This window comes from Parapedobacter sp. GCM10030251 (assembly GCF_042666505.1).
Lineage (GTDB): Bacteria > Bacteroidota > Bacteroidia > Sphingobacteriales > Sphingobacteriaceae > Parapedobacter.
Map to the genome: position 1 here is coordinate 84,656 of NZ_JBHTDN010000003.1, position 22,202 is coordinate 106,857.

Genomic DNA, 22,202 nt, shown 5'->3' on the forward strand with positions numbered 1-22,202 from the left:
TTTCAAGTCATCGTGGAACTCTCAGACATCGACCGAACCGTTATTGCTGCCGGAGAAACGTTTGCCTATTTTCCGGCATTATCAAACAATATGGATAAAAGAAAGACTTACGACTCAGATTTTTGTGGCAGCGTTCCTTTAAATCAAATTAATGTTATTCAATCTTACGGGTATATACTGGTGCTCGATAAGCAGGATCTCACCATTGTCCAGGCCAGCGAAAACGTGGCGCAGCTCTTGGGTCAACCGGTGAACAAGGTGGTTAACCAGCCGCTTTCGCGGTATGTCTCGGACGAGGATGTCGAAAAACTGGTTAACCGGTTCGAGGTGCGGCATGCGAGCAAGCTTCCACAAAAGCTCACTATCGGCGGGTATAGCATGCGCGCAATTACGCACCTCAAATCCGCTTATTATTTATTGGAGCTCGAACAACTCCACGGAAACGGTGAACGGTCGTTTAGTGACGTATTCGAAGAGATTAAGTACATAATCGCTTCGGTAGAGTCAGCCAAGACCCTGGAAGAAGTTGCGCAGCTTACCGTAGAAGAAATAAAAAAGGTGTCGGGCTTTGATGGCGTAATGATGTATCAGTTTGATGCCGACTGGAACGGAACGGTCATTGCCGAAGAAAAGGCAGCCGGAATGGACAGTTATCTGGGTCACAAGTTTCCGGCTTCAGACATCCCAAAGCAAGCCCGGAATCTTTATTTGAATAACCCATACCGACTGATTCCGGACCGGGATTACAAGCCCGTACGGCTTTATCCGATCATCAATCCAGTTACCAAAGCGTTTATTGATCTTTCCGACTGCAACTTACGTGGTGTTGCAGCCGTTCACCTGGAATACTTGAAAAACATGAATGTGCAAGCGTCGATGTCCATCCGGATACTCCGGGAACATCAGCTTTGGGGGCTTATTGCCTGTCATCACCGCAGCCCTCATTACGTTAGCTTTGAATTGTGTTCCGTGCTGGAATTGCTTTCTTCCGTGATATCCAACAAAATCGCGGCGGTTCTTCACCAAAATACCTATGAGCTGAAAGCGGCACTTCACCTTAAATTTACGACGCTCACCGAGCGGCTTTATAGGCAAGGAAACCTCGCAAGTATATTGCTTGACCAAGAAAACACCCATGTGCTCGACCTATTCGGCGCGCAAGGAGCAGCCGTCGTTTTAAACGGCCAGCAGCGGACGTTGGGCCAAGTGCCGGCGCATCATTTTATCGAAGACCTTACCTTATGGCTGCAGAACCGGGTATCAAATCAGGTTTATCACACTAATAATCTTGCCGGGGAATTTGACGAAGCGGACGCATATGCCGAAACAGCCAGTGGAATATTAGCGATTCCCATTAACTCGGAAAATGGCGAGTTTCTTATTTGCTTCCGTCCTGAACGGATAGAAACCGTCAAATGGGTCGGAAACCCTAACGAGGCCATTCAGTTCGAGGCGGACGGAAAAACGTATCATCCCCGCCATTCTTTTGGCCTGTGGCTTCAGACCGTACGTCAAACGGCTATTCCCTGGCAGGAGGAACAATTGGAACTGGCAGCGAACCTGCGGAATCTCATCAATGAATTTCGGGTTAAAAATTCACCTCATTCCCTATCTTAGTACGGTATAACGGAGTTTAGCGTGGAAAATAAGCATAACAAAGAACCCTTGCCAGCACGTTTTATCATCGCCATCGGTGCATCGGCCGGCGGACTGGAAGCTATCCATGAGTTTTTCGACCATATGCCGGCTAATACCGGCTTTACATTCGTAGTCATCCAGCACCTCTCGCCCGACCATAAAAGCCTGCTGGTTGAACTGGTAGGCAAGCATACGAATATGCAGGTCTTAGAGGCCACGCATGACCTCGAACTGTTCCGTGATCGGGTATACATCATCCCGAACAAAAAACTCATGACCATAAAGGGCAACAAGCTCAAGCTGGCCGACAAGGTGAAGGACAAACTGCCTAACACGGCCATCGATACGTTTCTGTTTACTCTGGCGCGCGAAAAGCGTGAAAAAGCCATTGGTATCATTCTATCGGGCACAGGAACCGATGGAACAAAAGGCGCGGAAGCCATTAAAGAGGGCGGCGGAATGGTGATTGTACAGGATCCGGAAACCGCTAAATTTGATGGAATGCCCAAAAGTGCGATTACCTCCGGCAACGCCGATTTGATCCTGCCGCCGGCTAAAATGCCTCGCGAAGTAACCAATTACGTTGTACAGATCCAGTTACCGCGGCTTCAGCCGGAAGGCCAGCAGGGCGATACCCTGAACCAATTGTTTGGCCTGGTGTTAAAGCACGGCGGCCTGGACTTCAATTTATACAAAACTCCTACCTTGCTGCGTAGGATTTACCGCCGAATGGCGGCCGAGTCGATCACCACCTTGGAAGATTATGTCGAATACCTGCAAAAGAAGCCGACAGAGATCGGTCTGTTGGCAAAGGATTTCCTCATCGGTGTGACAAAATTTTTCCGGGATTGGCCGGCCTTTAAAGTGCTGACCAGCGAGGCCATTGGCCGGGCAATTGGCCAGAAGCGTGATGGTGATCCGTTTAAGGTTTGGATATGTGCGTGCAGCACGGGGGAGGAGGCTTACTCGATTGCCATTTTGATTGACGATTTGCTTGAAAAAACGGGCAGGAAGCTACAGGTGAAACTCTTTGCCACGGATGTTGACGAGGGAAGCATTGACATTGCGGGTCAGAATAGGTACCCCCTGTCTATCGCCAAAGAGGTGCCGGCAGATCTGCTTAGAAAGTATTTCTTTAAAGAGCGCGACCACTATTCGGTGATTGCGCGCATACGCAAACAGATTGTTTTCGCGAGGCATGACGTGATTAAGTCGCCGCCGTTTATCAAAAATGACCTGATAGTCTGCCGCAACATGCTGATATACATGAACAGCTTGCTGCAGCAGAAAGTATTGGCTACTTTCCACTATTCGTTGAACATGGGCGGCTATCTTTTTCTGGGCCCCAGCGAGAATGCCAATTCCATCAAGGCCGGTGTGAGCGAAATCAGTACCAAGTGGCGTATCTACCAGAAAAAGGCAGTCATTAACTACGGTGTCTTGCATACTTACGCAGCCGTCACTGCACCGGGCCGGGCGACCGCCCGGACGCTGGCGCCTGAGAGACCCGGCCGAGCCATCGCTGACGAGCTGTCCACACTGCTGATCGAGGAGTTCGGCGCCGTCGGTCTATTCATCGACAAGGATTTCGTAATCAAAGAAACGCTCGGTAATTTCAGGCGGTACCTGCAGCTTCCCGAAAAGAAACCGGAGCTGAATATTCTTCACATGGTGAGCAGCGACGTTTCCATTTTATTGGGCACGGCCATCCGAAAGGCTTGGCGGACAGACAAGACCGTGCATCTTCATCGGGTAAAGTTGGTGAAAGAACAAACGGAATGGCTGGTGCGATTGGCAGTGCGCCCACCTACCGTTGGCTCGACGCATGGCTACACGCTGGTGATGATCAGCGAACTGACCAACGAGGAGCTACCACGGGAGGGGCCTAACCTTTCGAATCAGGACTTCGACGAAAACCAACAATTATATGTGATGGAAATCGAAGCGGAGCTGACGGAGACCAAGGCAAACCTGCAAACGGTGATGGAAGAAATGGAGACTATCAACGAGGAACTTCAATCCAGCAATGAAGAACTGCTATCGGCCAACGAAGAATTGCAATCCAGCAACGAAGAACTGCAGTCGCTCAACGAGGAACTCCATACCTTAAATGCTGAACACCAAGCGAAAATACGCGAGCTGCAAGAACTCAATGACGATCTGGATAATTACTTCAGAAGCACAGATATCGGCCAGATTTTCGTAGACGGCAACCTACGCATTCGAAAATTCAATCCGGCGGCCACTACCCTGGTCAATCTCATTGATTCGGATATCGGAAGGCCCATCAATCACATATCCAGCAATATTCAGGACAGCACGCTGATCGAATGCATCCATAGCGTGCTTGCCGATGGACAGGTTGTCGAGAGGGAAGTGCAGTTAAAAAATGGAACGCACATCCTGATGCGCATCATGCCGTACAGAAAAAAGAGTGGCATCCACGATGGCGTGGTAATTTCATTTATCGATATTTCGGTAATTACGGAACTTAACAGCATGATTTCCGGTGTCTTCGATGCAACCGCTTCTGCGATTTTGGCCTTCCGATCGGCCACGGGACCTGGGTATAAAACTGATTTCAGGTGTGTCGCTTTCAACAAGGCAGCCTCAGCGCTCGTCAATCAATCTTCCGACGAGCTGAGTTCGCATCCATCTATCGCGGATTTTCCCGATCTTGCATCACTTGCCACCGATGAGGTTTATGCAAGGGTAATCCGGGATGGCCGTCCGCTGCAGAGCGAGCTTTCTATCCGGAATAAGTGGTATCAGGTCAATATGGTTCGCATGCAGGAAGGTTTTATAGTCAGCTTTAACGATGTCACGGCCCGTAAAGTTGCTGAGCAAAAGCTGCGGAAAAATTACAACGAGCTGATCGATACCCGTGAGCAGTTAAGAGCGTTAAACCGGGAACTCGAAGCGAAGGTAATGGAACGAACCCATACGTTGGCGCAAAGCGAAGAGCGGTTTAACCTGGTTGCAAAAGCTACCAATGACACCATCTGGGATTGGAATCTCGTTAGCAATACCATGTGGCGGAGTGACAATTTTGCGGCGATGTTTGGCTATGATCTTACTGAAGCGAGTAGGGATATTTCGTTTTGGTTTGAACATATCCATCCGGACGATCGGCAGCGGGTGGAAGACAGCGTCAACGAAGCGATCAACAACTACGCCAAGCAGTGGTCGCAGGAGTATCGTTTTCGAAAGGCCGACGGTACGTATGCCATTATTTTAGATCGTGGCAATATCCTTATGGACGAATTCGGCACCCCCTACCGCATGGTAGGCTCGGTCATTGACATTACGCGGTTAAATGAAACGGAAAGCCGATTGAATACGACCGAGAATAAATTTTCAAAGGTGTTTGAGTCCAATATGATCGGCATGTTCTTTTCGGACACCGAATGCCGGATCACGGAAGCCAATCAGGCTTTTTTGACCATGTTAGACTTTTCACCGAACGATTTCGTGCCCGGCCGGATCAAATGGAATGAGCTGGCTACCGATGCCTTTCGAACCAGTTGCGATAAAGCGATCGACTCGCTTAATAAGCAAGGGATTGTTCCACCTTTCGAGAACGAGTTTTTAAAAGCAAACGGCGATTCGATTTCCGTGCTGATGGGTTCGGCGCTCCTGACGGAAGGGGAGGACAAAAACTACGTGTCCTACATCATCGATATCTCAAAGCAGAAAGCCGCCGAGAAGCGGCGTACCGAGTTGCAAGCGCTCATCGAAATGCAGAAGGATGAGTTTCACGGGATTTTCCTCAATGCACCTGCCATCATATCCATCCGGCGCGGACCCGATTTGGTTTATGAATTTGTAAACCGCGCTTTCAAGGATTTTCATGGTCAAGGCGATTACCTGGGCAAGTCGACCGCCGAGGTATATCAAAACGGAGAATTCGAGTATCTCACGAAAATAGCTCTTGAGGTTTTTGAAACGGGCAAGGAACGGGCATTAAGCTCGCAGCATCTCCGGCATCGAAATCCCGATTCCGGCGAAGAGCGCGATTATTGGTTTGACATCGTGTATACGCCGATCCATCATAACGATCACGTGGTCGGGGTTGCGTCGTTTGGATTTGACGTGACCGATTTGGTGAAGGCCCGGCAGGCCACAGAAGAACTGCTGGCAAACAAGGACGAATTTATGAGTATTGCCAGCCATGAATTAAAAACACCCATCACGAGCCTAAAAGGATCCCTGCAGATTCTTTCAAAACTTAAACCCACGGACGACGGATCGAAAAAAATCATACCCTTTATTGACCGAGCTAACAAGCAAACCGACAAGCTCATTGCGCTGGTTGAGGAACTGCTGGATGTAACCCGTATCCAAGCCGGCAAAATGCTGTTGAACTACGCAGCCTTCGATCTGCATGAGATGTTGCGGGAGAGTGTCAATGAAGTTCAATTGCAGTGCAACACGCATCAAATTAATTTTACATGCGATCGAGCAATACCTGCTTGGGGAGACCGCTCGCGATTGGAGCAAGTGGTGCATAATTTCCTCTCCAATGCGATTAAATATTCGCCGGATGCCAACGAAGTAAATGTCACCTGTTTGTTAACCGATCGCGATGTGCGGATTTCGGTACAGGATTTCGGCATCGGCATTGCAGAAGATAAGAAAAAGCACTTATTCGGCCGTTTTTACCGGGTGCATGATACCTCCTCGTATTTCACTGGGCTAGGTCTTGGGCTGTACATTTCGGCCGAGATCGTGCGGCGGCATGGGGGCGAGGTCGGGTTCGAAAGCCGAGAAGGCGAAGGGTCCACCTTTTGGTTTTCGCTCCCGTTGGATGATCGAACAAAACACATAAAGTAAGGAGATATTTTGACAGCAGAAACACCCTCAAAAAAGATTGCCATTTTCGACGATGACGAGGATATTTTGGCCATCTGTGACTACGTACTCAGCGAAGACGGCTGGGAAGTGCGCACCTTTGTGGAATGCGACAACGTGGTTGATACGGTAAAAGCTTTCAATCCGGACATCATCATCATGGACAACTGGATTCCCAGTGTCGGAGGGATCGAAGCCACACAGCAACTCAAAGCTTCCGCATTCAAGCGGATTCCGGTCATTTATTTCTCGGCCAACCGTGATGTTAAGCAACTGGCCGAAAAGGCGGGTGCGGAGACTTTCCTTGCTAAACCCTTTGACGTGGAGGTATTGAAGCAGATTGTAGATGAAACCGTGACAAAGTTCTGCGGTCGGCCCCAGGAATAGTTCGTAGCTGCCGAAACCGACGGTCGCAGCATGAATTTAATTTCCAAATTATGCCAACAATTTGGACAGCTGTCTGTCATCTTCGTGGAGGTGTTGACCTGGGTTGGAATTTGGACATTAAATAACTGGTTATGCTGGCAATGAATTACCGCGGTCCGCGCCGCGTCCGTGTGGATCACAAACCCTATCCCGAAATCCTGCATCCCAATGATGCCATCGTGCGCGTGACGCGCTCCTGCATTTGCGGTTCGGACTTGCATCTGTACCATGGAATGGTTCCCGACACGCGTGTGGGGACGACGTTTGGCCATGAGTTTATCGGCGTGGTTGAAGAAACGGGGCCCTCGGTGCGCAGCCTTAAAAAGGGTGATCACGTGATCGTGCCCTTTAATATCGCGTGTGGTACGTGTGCATTCTGTAAACAAGAATTGTATGGCAATTGCCATGAATCCAATCCGGAGGCGACTGCCGTGGGCGGGATATTCGGGTATTCACACACTGCGGGCGGGTATGACGGCGGGCAGGCGGAATATGTGCGAGTGCCGTATGCAGACGTAGGGCCTACGGTGATCCCGGCCGAGATGGATCCGGATGATGCGGTAATGCTCACTGATGTCGTACCCACTGGGTATCAGGCGGCCGAGATGGGAGGTATCAAAACCGGTGACACGGTCGTGGTTTTCGGTGCCGGACCCGTAGGCATTATGGCGGCGAGGTGTGCCTGGCTTTTTGGCGCCGGGCGCGTCATCGTCATCGACCACCTCGAGTACCGGCTGGAGTTTGCCCGCCAGTATGCGCCGTGCGAGGCGTATAACTTCCGCTCACTGGAGGATCCGGTGCTGTTCTTGAAGAAAGAAACCGGATGGCTGGGGGCCGACGTATGCATTGACGCCGTTGGGGCCGATGCGGCGGGAAGCGCCTTGCATACAATCACGGGGAAGAAATTGATGCTGCAAGCCGGGGCAGCTACGGCACTCCATTGGGCAATCAATTCGGTAAAAAAGGGGGGTATCCTGTCCATTGTGGGGGTATATGGGCCGACAGGGAACCTCGTGCCGATTGGTAATGTTGTCAACAAAGGCATTACTATCCGCGCAAACCAGGCGTCGGTCAAACGTCTGCTTCCCCGGCTGATCCGCCATGTTCAGGAGGGTTACATTGACCCCAAAGGGTTGATCACCCACCGCATGCCACTGGAGGAGGTTGCCGATGCATACCGCATCTTCTCCTCGAAGCTAGACAACTGCATTAAAACTGTACTCATTCCACCAAGTGCAAGGAGTTAACATCGTAAACGCATCGTTATGGAACCTAACGCATCAAATGCATATTCGCATATAAAAGGATGGGGCGTCGACGCCGACCCAAAAAATGAACCGACGTACCCGATGAAGCATTATACGGGCGATGATCACCGCCGGCTTGACTGGGTGCGGCCGCCAAAACAACCGGAAAACGTGGAAATACTCCACTCCAATGAGCGACCTTCGGTTTCGGCCGTTTTTGGTACACCGCTTCCTCCCTCGGGGCTAAGCGGAGCCATACGCCGGCGGGCATTCAAATACAGTGAGTCGAGTTTTAACCATTGGTTGCCGTTGCTGTTGGCCGACCGGATCAATGTGATCGAAGGTGTTTTGGCGGATCTTAGTCGCGGGCATATACCCAATGTTTTCGCAGAAAAAGGCGGAAAGGCGGCATGGAAACACGACCGTAAAGGCGTAGTCACCCGGATGGTCGTAGGCACGGCACTGGTTGCAGGCGTTTTAGCTGCCCTGATAATAAGAAAGCGTGGTTCGCGATGACGTCTATGGCCTTAATGGACCGGTCCCTGATGCTTATGCAGGGCACTGTCCACTCTTTCCGTAATAATAAACTGCCGTAGCTCGCCGCGTTCCCAGGCATTGGCCATCGGATCAACCGTGGGCATGGGGATGTCTTCCCGTTCCTTCTTGTTTTCTTCGGTAGAGACGTTGAACCGCTTGTCCCGTTCTGTCAGGAGCTGGGGATGGATTTGCCCGTCTTTGGTAAAGCCCATCATAATCATGGGCGATCCGAGCGGCAGGGTGCGCTGCTGGTCGGTATGCCATGTATGAATGGTTTTTCCGTAGGTAGACACCAGCTTCTCCATTAATTCGTGTTCGGCGATGTCCGGGATACCCGGCGCAATGAGCGAGCCGGACTTCACTTCGTAATGGTGCGAATGCCAAAGTTTTTTTTCTTCTTCGGGAAGGGTTTTGAACAGCCGTTCCGTAATGATGTATTCCACGCCCATGAGTTTGGCGTCCGGCCCGTTGCCGTCGAAGATAATGGCCTGGTACACGTCTTCATTGAGTTGGTGGACGTAATGATGGGCCTCCATCTGTGCCCGGATATTCCCGTTGTAAAAATGGAAGCCGTTTAGGTAGGCGTTGAAATGCCTAAGCGGGGATTTATCCTGTAACAGGTCTGCTCCGGTTTCCAAGAGCTTGTCTTTCGCTGGTTTTTCGTCGCCGGGCGCTTCTACGTTTGAGTCGGTATTCCGGCCACCGCAGGCGGCCGACCCGATTACGGCAACGAATAATATCCACAGGATACCGCTATGTTTAGCCATGACGTATCGATTAAGTAAATCTCTTCCAAGTGCTAACATAGCGTTTGCCGGATTGTTTTTTCCGGTCTATTCTTTGTCTTTTGTGTTGCGAATGAGTGAGATTCCCGATATAAAGAATATCAGGCCGATAATGCCAACGACGATTAAATCACGTGTTTGTCCGCTTTGCTGCATGACCATGGCGCCGGTATAAATCAATCCGCCAATCCCCAGAATGGTAAGGATGGTGCCAAATATCCGTTTTACATTCATATGCTTGGTGTTTAACGTAAGTTACTAAGATATCCGACGCAATATCTGTGCCTATCTGACACGTTCGTGAAACCTTTCCCAAGTATACCCAGGCCGCGAACTGAATCAAAACAATCACTGCACCTTCAACGAAGCGCTTGTTGCAGCTGGATGAAGCCGTTCAGGGCGTTAGCAGGCAGTTTGTGGCGGTCCATCCCAAATGTATACAGCTTCGCTTCGTCTTCCACCACACAGCTTGCCTCCGAAAAGCGGCCCGTGGGGTCTTTCAAGGATTTGGTTTCCAATGAAAAATGTTCGGCGACAAAGGCATATAGGGCTTGACGTTTAGTGGGGCTGTAGTCGTGCCCTTCGTCAGGAAGGTGTATGTTTTGCACCAAATCCCTTCGGTCGTACAAACCATAGACCCGTTTCAAATAGGGCAAATCAATCGTGGGAAAATCAGCGGTCCAGTCATTTTGGGCGATCGCTAAGAAATCTTAAACGCCTGAGTTTAGGCAACGGGTTCTGGAGTGGAACGGTGATGATGCGGAGTTTACTTAAGAGGTATATCGGAGCAGCTAAAACTTTGGTAATCGACGAAGCTCAACGCATCGAGAATATCGGTCTGTGTATCAAACTCATTGTGGACCAGATTCCCGATGTGAAAGTCATCGCTACTGGATCTTCTGCTTTTGGACGCCTACCCCGACACGGAAACCCACATACTTACTCCCCAAAACATCGAAGAGTTTTTGCTTTAATGTAGTCAGGCATCGCGAAAGGAAAAAGCCGGATCAGGCGGATCGGTATCTCTACCTTGAAAAAAATTAAAACAATCGATTGATTAATGCTAAAAATGCTATTTTTGTCGGCGTCTACCAGAAATTAATATCGAAAAACTATGTGTGGAATTGTAGGTTATACCGGCCAAAAACAAGCGTATCCGATACTGATAGACGGATTGAAAAAATTGGAATACCGCGGCTATGACAGCGCCGGGGTTGCATTGCATTTGGGAAATCACCTTGCTGTTTACAAAAAGCAGGGCAAGGTGGCTGCGCTCGAGGCCTATGCGGGAGATCATCCGGTTGCCGCGACGACGGGCATCGGCCATACCCGATGGGCAACCCATGGAGAGCCGTCGGATCGCAATGCCCACCCCCATTACTCGGCATCGGGCGAGATTGCGATGATCCATAACGGCATCATCGAAAACTATGCCCAGCTCAAAGACGAACTGACCGGCAAAGGCTATGTATTCAACAGCGACACCGACTCGGAGGTGTTGCTTAACTTCATCGAAGACATCAAGCGGAACAACGAATGCTCGTTGGAAGAAGCGGTTCGCGTGGCGCTCAAGCGGGTCACCGGCGCCTACGTGATCCTGCTGATCGATACCGAGTACCCCGATACGATCATTGCGGCGCGGAAAGGAAGTCCGCTGGTGATCGGTGTGGGCAAGGGTGAACATTTCCTGGGATCCGATGCTTCACCCATGCTGGCCTACACGAAAGAAGTGGTTTATATCAACGATTACGAACTGGCTATCGTCAGGCCGGACGAGCTTATCCTCAAAAATCTCGGCAACGAGCGCATTACGCCCTTCGTGCAGAAGCTTGACCTTGAACTGGCGGCCATCGAGAAAGGTAACTTTGAACACTTCATGCTCAAGGAAATCTACGAGCAGCCGAAGACCATCCTTGATTCGTTGCGCGGCCGGCTCAATGCTGAACGGGGCTATATTACGCTGAGTGGACTGGATAGAATCGAAGACAAACTCCGCAACGCTCACCGCATCGTCATCGTTGCATGCGGCACCAGCTGGCATGCCGGACTCATCGGTGAATACCTCATAGAAGAACTGTGCCGTCTCAATGTGGAGGTGGAATACGCGTCTGAATTTCGCTATCGAAACCCCATCATATCGTCCCAGGACGTGATTATTGCGATATCCCAAAGTGGCGAAACGGCGGATACGCTCGTAGCCCTGGAAAATGCCAAGAAACAGGGAGCAACTATTTTTGGCATCGTGAACGTGGTAGGTTCATCCATCGCGCGGATCACGGATGCGGGGGCCTATACCCACGCTGGGCCGGAAATCGGCGTAGCCAGTACCAAGGCGTTCACTGCACAGGTGGCCGTGTTGCAGCTATTTGCGTTGAAGCTGGCTCAAATGCGGGGAACCATCGACGATACGCTTTTTCAGCACCTGCTGCACGAACTGGAGGCGATTCCCGCTAAGGTGGAGTGGATTCTTAACAATCAGGTGGAGGCCATCCAGGCCATTGCCCATGCGTACCGGGATGCAGATAACTTCCTATATCTGGGTCGCGGATACAACTTTCCCATCGCATTGGAAGGTGCCCTGAAACTCAAGGAAATTACCTATATCCATGCTGAGGGTTATCCGGCGGCTGAAATGAAACACGGGCCCATTGCACTGGTCGATGAAGAGCTTCCGGTGGTATTCGTGGCCACGAAAGACGTATACCACGAAAAGATCGTGAGCAATATCCAGGAAATTAACGCGCGGAAAGGCAACGTGGTGGCGGTCGTTTCTGAAGGTGACGAAACGGTAAACGATCTGGCAAAGGCGGTGATGGTGGTGCCGCAGGCACACGAAATCGTGGCTCCGCTACTATCGGTTGTCCCGCTGCAACTGCTGGCGTATTACATCGGCGTGGAGCGCGGGCTCGATGTAGATAAGCCCCGCAATCTGGCTAAATCGGTAACCGTAGAGTAGCGAGCCCATGACGCCAAAACGGAAACCACTGAATACGCTGGGGTACGGTTTCATTCCCGAGGAATACCTCCCAAAAGGGGCCGATGAGTATCATTTCAGAGACCAACAGCAATTGACAGCGTATGCGTATCGGCAGCTCCGCGAAGATGAAATTGTGATATTGAACCGCAACGGCAACTATGCGCCCAACTGGGGAGAAGTATGGGTAACGGACCGGTTCCTGCCCGACCAGGTACAGCAATCCACATTCTATGGGCGGGTACGCATCGGCGATATGGAGGAAAGTTTTCTCGATTTCCGCGATCTGCATCTGCCGATCGGGATCTACAACAGTGTCATCGTAAGCAGCGACGTCGGCGGGTACAACGCCATCCACAATGTACGCTATATGGCGCACTTCATTCTGGGGGATGAGGTAATGCTGTTCAATATCAACGAGATGGAGACGAGCAGCAACGCCAAGTTTGGCAATGGTATCCTGAAAGACGGCGATGCGGAAAGCAGCCTTATCCAGCTGGAACTCTGTAACGAAAACGGCGGCCGTGCGGTACTGCCGTTTGAAGGCATGCAGGCCTCCGACGTGTACCTCTGGACACGCCAACGGCACGACCGACTGCTGCAGTCGCGCTTCCGCGAGATTACGTTCCGGCGGTTCGATTCCCGCAGGGGCTATTACAGCGTGGTATCCCACCGTACGGTTATCAAGAATTCACATACCATCAAAGATGTCAAAATCGGTACCGATGCGTACATCAAGGGGGTGAATAAGCTCAAGAACGTAACGGTCAATTCCATCGCAGAGGCTTATACCCAGATCGGGGAGGGATGCGAACTGGTAAATGGAATTATTGGCCATGGCTGCCGCATTTTCTATGGCGTAAAGGCAGTGCGCTTTATCCTGTGCGCGTTTTCGCAGCTTAAATATGGCGCGCGGCTGATCAACTCGTTCCTGGCGGATAACAGCACGATCTCCTGCTGTGAGGTACTCAACTCACTCATCTTTCCCGCACACGAACAGCACCACAACAACTCCTTCCTCTGCGCATCGCTGGTGATGGGACAGAGCAACATGGCCGCGGGGGCCACGGTAGGATCCAACCACAATTCGCGTGGTGCGGACGGAGAAATCATTGCCGGCCGGGGCTTCTGGCCCGGGCTCTGCGTGAGCCTCAAGCATAACTCGCGCTTTGCATCATATACGCTCATCGTAAAAGGCGATTTCCTTCATGAACTGGACATCCGCATGCCTTTTACCATGGTGAGCCACGATGTGGCCAATGATCGCATCGTGATTCTCCCTGCTTATTGGTTTCTATACAATATGTATGCGCTCATGCGCAACAACGCCAAATTCATCAGCCGCGACCGGCGTTCGTTGAAAAACCAGCATTTTGAGTATGATGTGCTGGCGCCCGACACGGTGAATGAGGCCTTTGTGGCGTTACGCGAAATCGAGATCGCCGTAGGGAAAGCCTATCACCCGGAGATGGGTGGTACGGCCGAATGGGCGGCCAAGGGCAAAGCCATCCTCGCGGATGCATCGATTGACCTTCGCCATAAGGAAATCCTCTTGGATAATGTGGAGAATTCCAAGCGGAAAGTGGTGCTTATCAAGGTACGGGAAGGCTACGAAACCTACCGACGTATCATCGCTTATTACGCTGCCACCCAACTTAAGGAATATTTCGATACGCATTCGTTTGCTGAGCTACAAACGGATTACCTGAACGCGGACCGTCCGTTGGCGCGGGCAGCGTTTGAAAATGTAGGCGGCCAGCTTATCCGCAAGCCGGATTTGGACGACCTGCTGAACCGCATCCGTTTGGGAGAGCTTACCGAATGGGAGGCCATCCACCAACAGTACCATCTGCTGAGTAGCCAATATCCGAGGCATAAGTTTGAACATGCGCTTGCAACCCTTTTGGAGATCAACAACCTGGAAAAATCGGCGCTCACACCGGCTTACCTCGACGGCTGTGTGTCCGAAAGTGTGGTCACCAGGCAATGGATCTGCCGGGAAATCTATAAGACACGTGCCAAGGATTATCAAAATCCGTTTCGCCTGATGGTGTATGAAAATGAGGAAGAGCGGGACGCGGTGGTTGGACGGCTGGAAGACAATTCCTTCATACGGCAACAAGAGGAAGCGCACAAACAGTACGCGGAATGCATGCGTTGATGCTGCTGAAAAACAGATGTTTCGGTTAGACGTTTGCATTGTGTACTTTTGTTGTTGAAATGATCCAACTCGTACGCAAGCTGGTGTACATTGTGCCTATGATCGTAGTCGGAATCGCGCCCTTAGCGGCGCAGATCAAAGACATTACGGATTTGAAAGCACGCATTCCCGCGGTTCGTGACAGCACCGAGCGGGTAGCGGTTTATGCACGTCTCGGAATGCTATATACCAATCGGTCGCTCGATTCGTGCTACTATTTCGGCGCGCGTGCTCTGGATCTTGCGAAGCGGATCAATGACAAAGCCGGGCAAGCGGAAGCGTTGAATGTGCTGGCGTTTTATTACATAGAGAAGGCCAACCCCTACCTTGCCTATAAGTATATAAATGAATCGCTGATGCTCTTTCAGCGATTGAAAAACCGACCAAAGATCTGCGAGGTGACGATGAACATCGGTGTGCTGCTTAGTTACGAGGGCAAATTGGATCAGGCGCTGGCACAATATCGAAAAGCATACGAGCTCAGTACCAATCTGGTGCAAGACTCGATCAAGCCATTGGTGCTTATCAACCTGGCCATGGCCCAATCGTTCACTCCGGACCCACCCGATGTAATACCGTTATTGAATGAAGCCGAACAGTTGGCCCAAAAACAGGGCAATGGACGTTTTTTGATGGCTGCCCGGATGACACGAAACGTTACGCGGTTTCGCAGCGGCACACCTCCGGATCAGGTTATTCCAGATCAGTACGTTATTATCGAGGAGACGAAAAAGTACGGATACGAGTATTTTACTGCGTTGGCCTCTATGGAGCTGGCTAACATGTACCTACCCGTTTCTGTCGACAGCGCATTACACTACTTCGATCTGGCCATCAATCTGGCCGAAGCCACGGGTTATGAAGGGCTGCATTTCCAGACCATGGGACAAGCCTACGAAACCCTGGCTCGTATTCAGCCCGTGCCTCCCCAAGCCGCCGAATACAGTCGCCGGTTGTTGGAACTTTCGAGAGCAAAAGAATTGGAAAACCAAAAAGCAGGTATGGATTACCTGCAACTGGCCCTTAAGGAACAAGAACTAGCGGCTGAACAGAGTAAGTTGCGATCACGCCGACTGTTGGCAGGGTCCTTGGTGGTGATTTGCTTGCTGGCGGTCGTCAGTACCGTACTGGTATTGCAGCAGTACCGCAAACAACGCCGCTTGGGCCGCTATCTGAAAGACAGCAACGACCAGCTTGAAGCAAAAAATAAACAGCTTGAGGATAACGATGCCTTCCATCAGAAGCTGATTTCAATTATGTCTCACGATATACGGCAACCGCTATCATCCATTCTGATGCTGAATGAGGAGGGGATGGTGGAGCACATGAGTGAAGCCCAACGTCACTATGTGTTGGACCAGATCGGCCTGAGTGCAAAGACAAGCTTACAGGCAATGGACGGCCTGGTGCATTGGATGAAATTGAATACGATCGGGTTGGCCTATACGCCTTCGGTGGTGAACCTCAGAGATAACATGTTGGGAGCCCTCGATTACAACCGTACGATTGCCGATAAAAAAAGCATCGCGACCATAGATTTCGTCTCCGAATCGATTGAAGTATTGGCACAGAGTGAAATGCTGCTTTTCGTAAACCGCAACATTATCAATAACGCCGTCCGCCATACACCGGAGGGAGGACAGATTGTTGTCACGGCAAGGGTAGACCAGGCGGGGGGGCAGGCGATTGTACGGATCATGGATTCCGGTGGGGGCATTCCCGAGAACGTGCTTCTTCGCCTTTTTGACAAAGAGCGGTCGGAGACGGCTAGCGCTGGCTCCGGCTTGGCCTTGATTATCTGCCACGAGATGATCGAGAAAATGAACGGCCGCATATGGGCTGCCAACAATCCGGAGGGTGGGGCGAGTTTTTACTACAGTCTGCCGATTTCGCCACCCCCCATCGAGAACACAGGAACCGAAACCGCTGTGTTATCGGCACGGTAGGGCCTCTACGGTGTGCAGTACCCAACAGGTCGGTACAGGTTGCATTTGTGATTTTTTACTTCTACTTTTACCGGGATTATAAATCTGAGTAAGGCGTTCGAACTTCTTGTTTCTTCGTTTTCTTCGTGTCCTAATTTGTGTTAACGTTTGCACAGGTGTGAAAAACTATAGTGAGTATACCGATGAACAATTAGCTGTGGCCTTGGCACAGGGTGACGTGCGTGCATTTAATGAGCTGTACGACCGGTACTATTCCATACTTTACGCCGTTGCTTTCAAGTTAACCGCTGACGAAATGCAAGTTGAAGATATCTTGCAGGACATCTTTGCTTCGCTTTGGGATGGGAAGGATCGGCTCCAGATCACGCAGTCCATATCGGGTTATCTATTTAAAGCAGTACGGTACCAATTCTTCAAATTGGTTGCTAGCAATAAATTAAAAAGAGACCTTTTCAATCAATTGGCACAGGCGGTTAATACGTTAACAGCCGGTGCGGATACCGCCGTGTGCTATCAGGACCTCCAGTCCGTAATCGAAACGCTTGCCGGGCAGCTTCCGGGGAATATGGGAGAAATTTTCATCAAAAGTCGCATCCACCAGTTTTCCAATCAAGAAATTGCCGAAGAGTTGGGACTGAATGAAAAAACGGTTCGTAACCAATTAAGCCTGGCAAATCAACACATCCGGGCAAAATTGAGAGGGAGCGTCTATATGCTCGCTATCCTGGAGGTCTTTCACCAAGGATTATAAAAAAAGTTTCTTTTTTTCGGGACAATTGTTGGAGTCATCGTACTGTATGGGTAGAAGACCAAGGAGATGAATCCTGAATTGATCAAAGAACTTTTTCAAAAGTACAAAAATGGAACCTGTACACCGGAGGAGATAGCCCTTTTGGAAAAGACCTTCCTTTTGTACCTGCGAGCTCAGGATACGGTGCCGGATGAGCAACAAATCAAGACCGCCGGTGAAAGAGTCCGGGGCCGGCTGGCTGACCATATCCGACACGATCTGCTTCGGAAACGGCTGCGTACAAGACGCGTTTACCTGACGGCGGCTGTCTTGCTTGTTTCGATTTCCATTGGCTTCATCATTTGGCAACTGGGGGGAGGGAATGATCGTGAGCAAGGCAATCTGGCGGCGATGGACGTAAAGCCGGGGGGAAATAAAGCGATGCTAACGCTGGCTGATGGCCAAACGGTAAACCTGAATGAAGCGCAACAGGGTATTATTGTAGGCGATGGGATAACATATGTCGACGGAAGTCCAGTGTTCCGCGAGCTGGGGAATAGGAAGACGAGGGAACAACGGCATGGTAGGCCCCGTTCACTCACCCTCACAACGCCCAAAGGAGGTACTTACCAGGTCACGCTACCGGACGGAACGCACGTCTGGCTAAACGCAAGCTCGGTACTCAAATACCCGTCGCAATTCGGGACGGATGAACGTATTGTGAAGATTGAAGGCGAAGGATATTTTGCGGTGGCGAAAGATAAAAAGCGACCTTTCAAGGTGCTTGCTGCCGGGCAGGAGGTCGTTGTGTTGGGTACGGCTTTTAACATTTCCGCTTATCCGGATGAAAACGAGACCGCAACGACGTTGGTTGAGGGCTCAGTGAAGATCGTCAGTCTGGCAAATGAAAAGGTAAGCAAGCTTCGTCCCGGTCAGCAAGCAAGGCTGACTCAGACGGGCCTGCATGTGCACGAGGTGGATATCGAAGAATTTACCGCGTGGAAAGAAGGGTATTTCGTGTTTAATGATGCGGACATCTACTCCATTTTGAAGAAACTCGCCCGGTGGTATGACATTGAAATCGATGATAACATAAAGCCGACAGAAGATTTATTCACGGGGAAAATTCCGCGGAATGCCTCGCTTAAAAGTGCACTCAGAATTGTGGGACGAACATCAGGTATGTCCTTTCAGCTAATGGATAACAAATTGGTTTTATCGAAATAACGAAGGAGGGAATATGGATAACTAATTTCAACGCACAACATAAGGGAACAAACCAACAAACCGACAGTGCTGGGAACACCATCGGTTGTTAGGGTAAGTAACCTGGTATATCTGACATTGGATGCTATACCTGAATAACCAGATAACCAAGATAAACGAAAACCAAAACAAAATTATGCATAATGCAGGACAATGCAATGGTGTACTTGACACTGTACCGATAAAAACCTTCGTCATTATGAATTTGACGACCTTCTTTTTGATAATTGGCTGCCTACAGCTTGCTTGGGCTGGTACCGTTAAGGGTCAACAGATTACAATTGATGTGCAAAACACGGACATCGAAGCCGTGATCAACCTGATCGAAAAGCAAAGTGCGTATACTTTTTTCTATAAGAAGAAAGACCTCAGACGCCTTCGCTCTGTCGATATTGCTGTGGAAAATGCAACCATAGAAGATGCGCTGAAAAAAATATTTACAGCCGACCGCGGAATTACCTTTCAGATTGAGGATAAGGTGGTGATGCTCAAAGCATCACCTATTCTCGCTCGAATGGATAAGATCAAACCTGTTCAGGTGATGTTGCAGGATATCGAGGTCAGGGGACTAGTAACCGATTCCACCGGAAGAGCATTAAGCGGTGTGTCCATTACCGTGAAGGACAAAAGCAGCATCGGTACCGCTACCGATAACAATGGACGGTATATTCTGACGGTTCCGAACGGCGCGACCGTGGTTTTTTCCATGGTGGGCTTCCAACCCCAGGAATTCAAAATCGACAAAGAGCAGGTTATCAATGTGAAGTTGACCGAATCGGCCGCCGCTGTGGACGAAGTCGTGGTGACTGCTTTTGGGAATGCGGTGAAGCGTACGGACATGATCGGCTCGATCACCTCCGTGTCACCAAAGGACTTGAAGGTCCCTTCGAGCAACCTGACAACGGCATTAGCTGGCCGCGTGGCTGGAATGATTGCTTATCAGCGGAGCGGTGAGCCCGGTATGGACAATGCCGATTTCTTTATCCGCGGCGTCACTACATTCGGATATAAGGTAGATCCTCTAATCCTGATTGACAACATCGAGGTTACCGCCACCGAGCTGGCCCGCATACAGGTGGACGATATCGCCAACTTTTCCATCATGAAAGATGCCACGGCAACTGCACTATACGGGGCGAGGGGCGCAAACGGCGTAATCCTGATCACGACAAAACAAGGGGTTGAGGGTCCGGCCAAGATCAATTTCCGGGTGGAAAATAGTTTTTCCATGCCGACAACGAATGTGGAGCTGGCAGACCCTATTACCTACATGGTTTTGCATAACGAGGCCGTAAGTACCCGCGATCCTCTGGGCAATCGACCGTACTCACAGGAGAAAATAGACCGTACGCAGGCAGGTGTGGATGCGTATTACTACCCCGCCAATAACTGGCGCGAAACGCTTTTTAAAAAGTATACGATGAACCAGCGGTATAACCTCAATATTTCAGGAGGCGGGAGCGTAGCACGGTACTATGTCGCCGGAGCGATGACCCAGGATCATGGGGTGTTGAAGGTGGACCAACGGAATAACTTCAACAATAACATTAAGTTAACCAGCTACAACTTACGATCCAATGTCAACGTCAACATCACGAAGTCGACAGAAATGATCATCCGGATGAACGGTAATTTTGATGACTATACCGGGCCGATTTCGGGTGGAAGGCAGATGTACAACATGGTTATGCAGTCCAACCCGGTCAAGTTTCCGGCGTATTACCCTACTCCGCCCGATCGAAGCTACCTGAATCACATCATGTTCGGGAACGATGCAGAAGGGCCCTACCGGAATCCGTATGCGGAGATGGTGAAGGGATATAAAGACTACTCCCGTTCTTATGTATTGGCACAGTTGGAACTGAAGCAGGATTTTTCCTTCCTGACCGAAGGGTTGGCCTTCAGGGCGTTGATGAATACCAACCGGACGTCGTATTTTGACGTGTCCCGGGCATACAATCCCTTTTATTACGGAGGCTTTAATTATAACCGCCGAACCGGTGAGTTCGAAACAGAGATCCTTAACGAAAACGAGGGAACGGAATACCTTGACTATTCAGAGGGCCCCAAAGAAGTGAGCTCGGTATTCTACTTGGAGTCTGCACTGAGCTACAACCGTACCTTTCAGGAAAAGCATGGCATCAGCGGCATGCTGGTATACATCATGCAACAGCGGCTTTCTGCAAATGCGGGAAGCTTACAACTGTCACTACCGTATCGGAACATGGGCTTATCGGGTCGGGCTACCTATTCTTACGATAACCGGTATTTTGCCGAATTTAACTTCGGATACAACGGCTCGGAGCGGTTTGACAGGAACCATCGGTTCGGCTTTTTCCCGTCTGCTGGGCTGGCGTGGAGTTTATCCAATGAGCAATTTTTCGGGCCGCTCAAATCCGTGGTATCCAATATGCGGCTACGGGCTACCTATGGGCTGGTTGGTAACGATGCCATTGGAAGACCGGAAGATCGTTTCTTTTACCTCTCCAATGTCAATATGGAAGCCGAAGGGGCCGTGTTTGGACGGGACAATGGGTATGGCCGTACCGGGGTGATGGTTACCCGTTATGCGAATCCAGACATTACCTGGGAGAACGCCAAAAAGATGAATGTCGCCTTGGAGCTGGGTCTTTTCGATAAATTGCAGATACAAGCCGATTACTTTACCGAACATCGGTATAACATTCTCATGGCGCGGGATTTCATCCCAACCACAATGGGGCTGTCGGCTCCCGTTCGGGCCAACGTGGGGGAGGCAAGTGCGAAAGGTATCGATGTATCGGCCGATTATTCCGAGAGTTTGGGCAATGGCTTCTGGCTCCAGAGCCGCGCCAATTTTACGTACGCTACCAGTGCCTTCGAGGTGTATGAGGAACCGGAGTACAACGAGTGGTGGAAATCCCGTCTGGGGTATTCCATCAACCAGGAGTGGGGATACCTTGCCGAACGTCTGTTTGTGGACGACTACGAAGTAGCCAACTCGCCCCGGCAGAATTTTGGGGAATACATGGCGGGAGATATCAAATACCGCGACGTGAACCGCGATGGGCAGATTTCGGAGTTGGATATGGTGCCGATCGGTTACCCAACGGTACCGGAAATTGTGTATGGATTCGGCCTGTCGGCGGGAGTCAAGAATTTTGATTTCAGCATATTCTTCCAGGGGTTGGCCCGGGAATCCTTTCGGATCGGGGTGGCCGAGACGGCGCCCTTCATTGATAACGACGGCGACGGAAGCGTACTTTCCAATAACGCGCTGTTGCAGGTGTATGCCGACGACCATTGGTCGGAAGCAAACCGTAACTTGTATGCACTCTGGCCTAGGTTGAGCGCAACCCGCGTGGAAAACAACATCCAGCGGAGTACGTGGTTTCAGCGAAACGGGAGTTTCTTGCGGTTGAAGCAGGCCGAGGTGGGGTATACGCTGCCGATGGCTCTTGCCGAACGGATACGGGTGAAAAGCCTGCGCATTTACGCTAATGGGACCAACCTGCTATCGTGGAGCAAATTCAAATTATGGGACGTTGAAATGGCCGCCAATGGATTGGGCTATCCTGTGCAGCGCGTGTTTAACCTTGGGTTGTTTCTTCAGTTATAAACTT

At 50.5% G+C, this 22,202-nt stretch carries 15 protein-coding genes; 12 read left to right on the forward strand and 3 right to left on the reverse strand.

Features of this window, described 5'->3' with window-relative positions; translation table 11 throughout:
- Positions 1-90: 90 nt before the first annotated feature.
- The 5 genes from ACFQRK_RS09800 to ACFQRK_RS09820 all read left to right on the forward strand — a co-directional run bounded on the left by ACFQRK_RS09800 (position 91) and on the right by ACFQRK_RS09820 (position 8,678).
- Positions 91-1,617 carry a GAF domain-containing protein gene (locus ACFQRK_RS09800; protein WP_379006031.1) on the forward strand — a complete coding sequence of 509 codons (1,527 nt, stop codon included), beginning with the start codon at positions 91-93 and terminating at the stop codon, positions 1,615-1,617.
- A gap of 21 nt (positions 1,618-1,638) precedes the next feature.
- A complete protein-coding gene (locus ACFQRK_RS09805; RefSeq protein ID WP_379006033.1) occupies positions 1,639-6,471 on the forward strand; it encodes a chemotaxis protein CheB in 4,833 nt (1,610 codons plus the stop codon).
- A 9-nt stretch (positions 6,472-6,480) separates the two neighbouring features.
- Entirely contained in the window at positions 6,481-6,876 is a 396-nt protein-coding gene (locus ACFQRK_RS09810) for a PleD family two-component system response regulator (protein ID WP_379006035.1), read from the forward strand.
- A 131-nt stretch (positions 6,877-7,007) separates the two neighbouring features.
- Positions 7,008-8,162: a zinc-dependent alcohol dehydrogenase gene (locus ACFQRK_RS09815; RefSeq protein WP_379006037.1), complete on the forward strand. Its 1,155-nt coding sequence runs from the start codon at positions 7,008-7,010 to the stop codon at positions 8,160-8,162.
- 18 nt (positions 8,163-8,180) lie between these two features.
- Positions 8,181-8,678: a hypothetical protein gene (locus tag ACFQRK_RS09820; RefSeq protein WP_379006039.1), complete on the forward strand. Its 498-nt coding sequence runs from the start codon at positions 8,181-8,183 to the stop codon at positions 8,676-8,678.
- Positions 8,679-8,689: 11 nt separating this feature from the next.
- Here the strand turns inward: ACFQRK_RS09820 and ACFQRK_RS09825 are convergent, their stop codons facing one another.
- The 3 genes from ACFQRK_RS09825 to ACFQRK_RS09835 all read right to left on the reverse strand — a co-directional run bounded on the left by ACFQRK_RS09825 (position 8,690) and on the right by ACFQRK_RS09835 (position 10,131).
- Positions 8,690-9,466, reverse strand: a complete 777-nt coding sequence (locus tag ACFQRK_RS09825; protein ID WP_379006041.1) for an OBAP family protein — start codon at positions 9,464-9,466, stop codon at positions 8,690-8,692.
- 66 nt (positions 9,467-9,532) lie between these two features.
- The gene (locus tag ACFQRK_RS09830; RefSeq protein WP_379006043.1) at positions 9,533-9,718 is read right to left on the reverse strand and encodes a hypothetical protein; all 186 of its coding nucleotides are present in this window, start codon (positions 9,716-9,718) and stop codon (positions 9,533-9,535) included.
- 125 nt (positions 9,719-9,843) lie between these two features.
- Positions 9,844-10,131 (reverse strand): hypothetical protein, encoded by a 288-nt coding sequence (locus ACFQRK_RS09835; RefSeq protein ID WP_379006044.1) that lies wholly within the window; start codon positions 10,129-10,131, stop codon positions 9,844-9,846.
- A 110-nt stretch (positions 10,132-10,241) separates the two neighbouring features.
- Between ACFQRK_RS09835 and ACFQRK_RS09840 the strand changes: the two genes are divergently transcribed.
- The 7 genes from ACFQRK_RS09840 (at position 10,242) to ACFQRK_RS09870 (ending at position 22,198) form a co-directional block, all read left to right on the forward strand.
- Positions 10,242-10,463 carry an AAA family ATPase gene (locus ACFQRK_RS09840; RefSeq protein ID WP_379006976.1) on the forward strand — a complete coding sequence of 74 codons (222 nt, stop codon included), beginning with the start codon at positions 10,242-10,244 and terminating at the stop codon, positions 10,461-10,463.
- Positions 10,464-10,598: 135 nt separating this feature from the next.
- Positions 10,599-12,440: a glutamine--fructose-6-phosphate transaminase (isomerizing) gene (glmS, locus tag ACFQRK_RS09845; protein ID WP_379006045.1), complete on the forward strand. Its 1,842-nt coding sequence runs from the start codon at positions 10,599-10,601 to the stop codon at positions 12,438-12,440.
- 7 nt (positions 12,441-12,447) lie between these two features.
- The gene (locus tag ACFQRK_RS09850; RefSeq protein WP_379006047.1) at positions 12,448-14,619 is read left to right on the forward strand and encodes a DUF4954 family protein; all 2,172 of its coding nucleotides are present in this window, start codon (positions 12,448-12,450) and stop codon (positions 14,617-14,619) included.
- Positions 14,620-14,678: 59 nt separating this feature from the next.
- On the forward strand, positions 14,679-16,604 hold the full coding sequence (locus tag ACFQRK_RS09855; protein WP_379006049.1) for an ATP-binding protein: 1,926 nt from the start codon (positions 14,679-14,681) through the stop codon (positions 16,602-16,604).
- Positions 16,605-16,761: 157 nt separating this feature from the next.
- Positions 16,762-17,355: an RNA polymerase sigma factor gene (locus ACFQRK_RS09860; RefSeq protein WP_379006051.1), complete on the forward strand. Its 594-nt coding sequence runs from the start codon at positions 16,762-16,764 to the stop codon at positions 17,353-17,355.
- Between the two features lie 66 nt (positions 17,356-17,421).
- Positions 17,422-18,561 carry a FecR family protein gene (locus ACFQRK_RS09865; protein ID WP_379006052.1) on the forward strand — a complete coding sequence of 380 codons (1,140 nt, stop codon included), beginning with the start codon at positions 17,422-17,424 and terminating at the stop codon, positions 18,559-18,561.
- A gap of 238 nt (positions 18,562-18,799) precedes the next feature.
- Positions 18,800-22,198, forward strand: coding sequence for a TonB-dependent receptor (locus ACFQRK_RS09870; protein WP_379006055.1), 3,399 nt, complete (start codon positions 18,800-18,802; stop codon positions 22,196-22,198).
- The last annotated feature ends 4 nt before the right edge of the window (positions 22,199-22,202 follow it).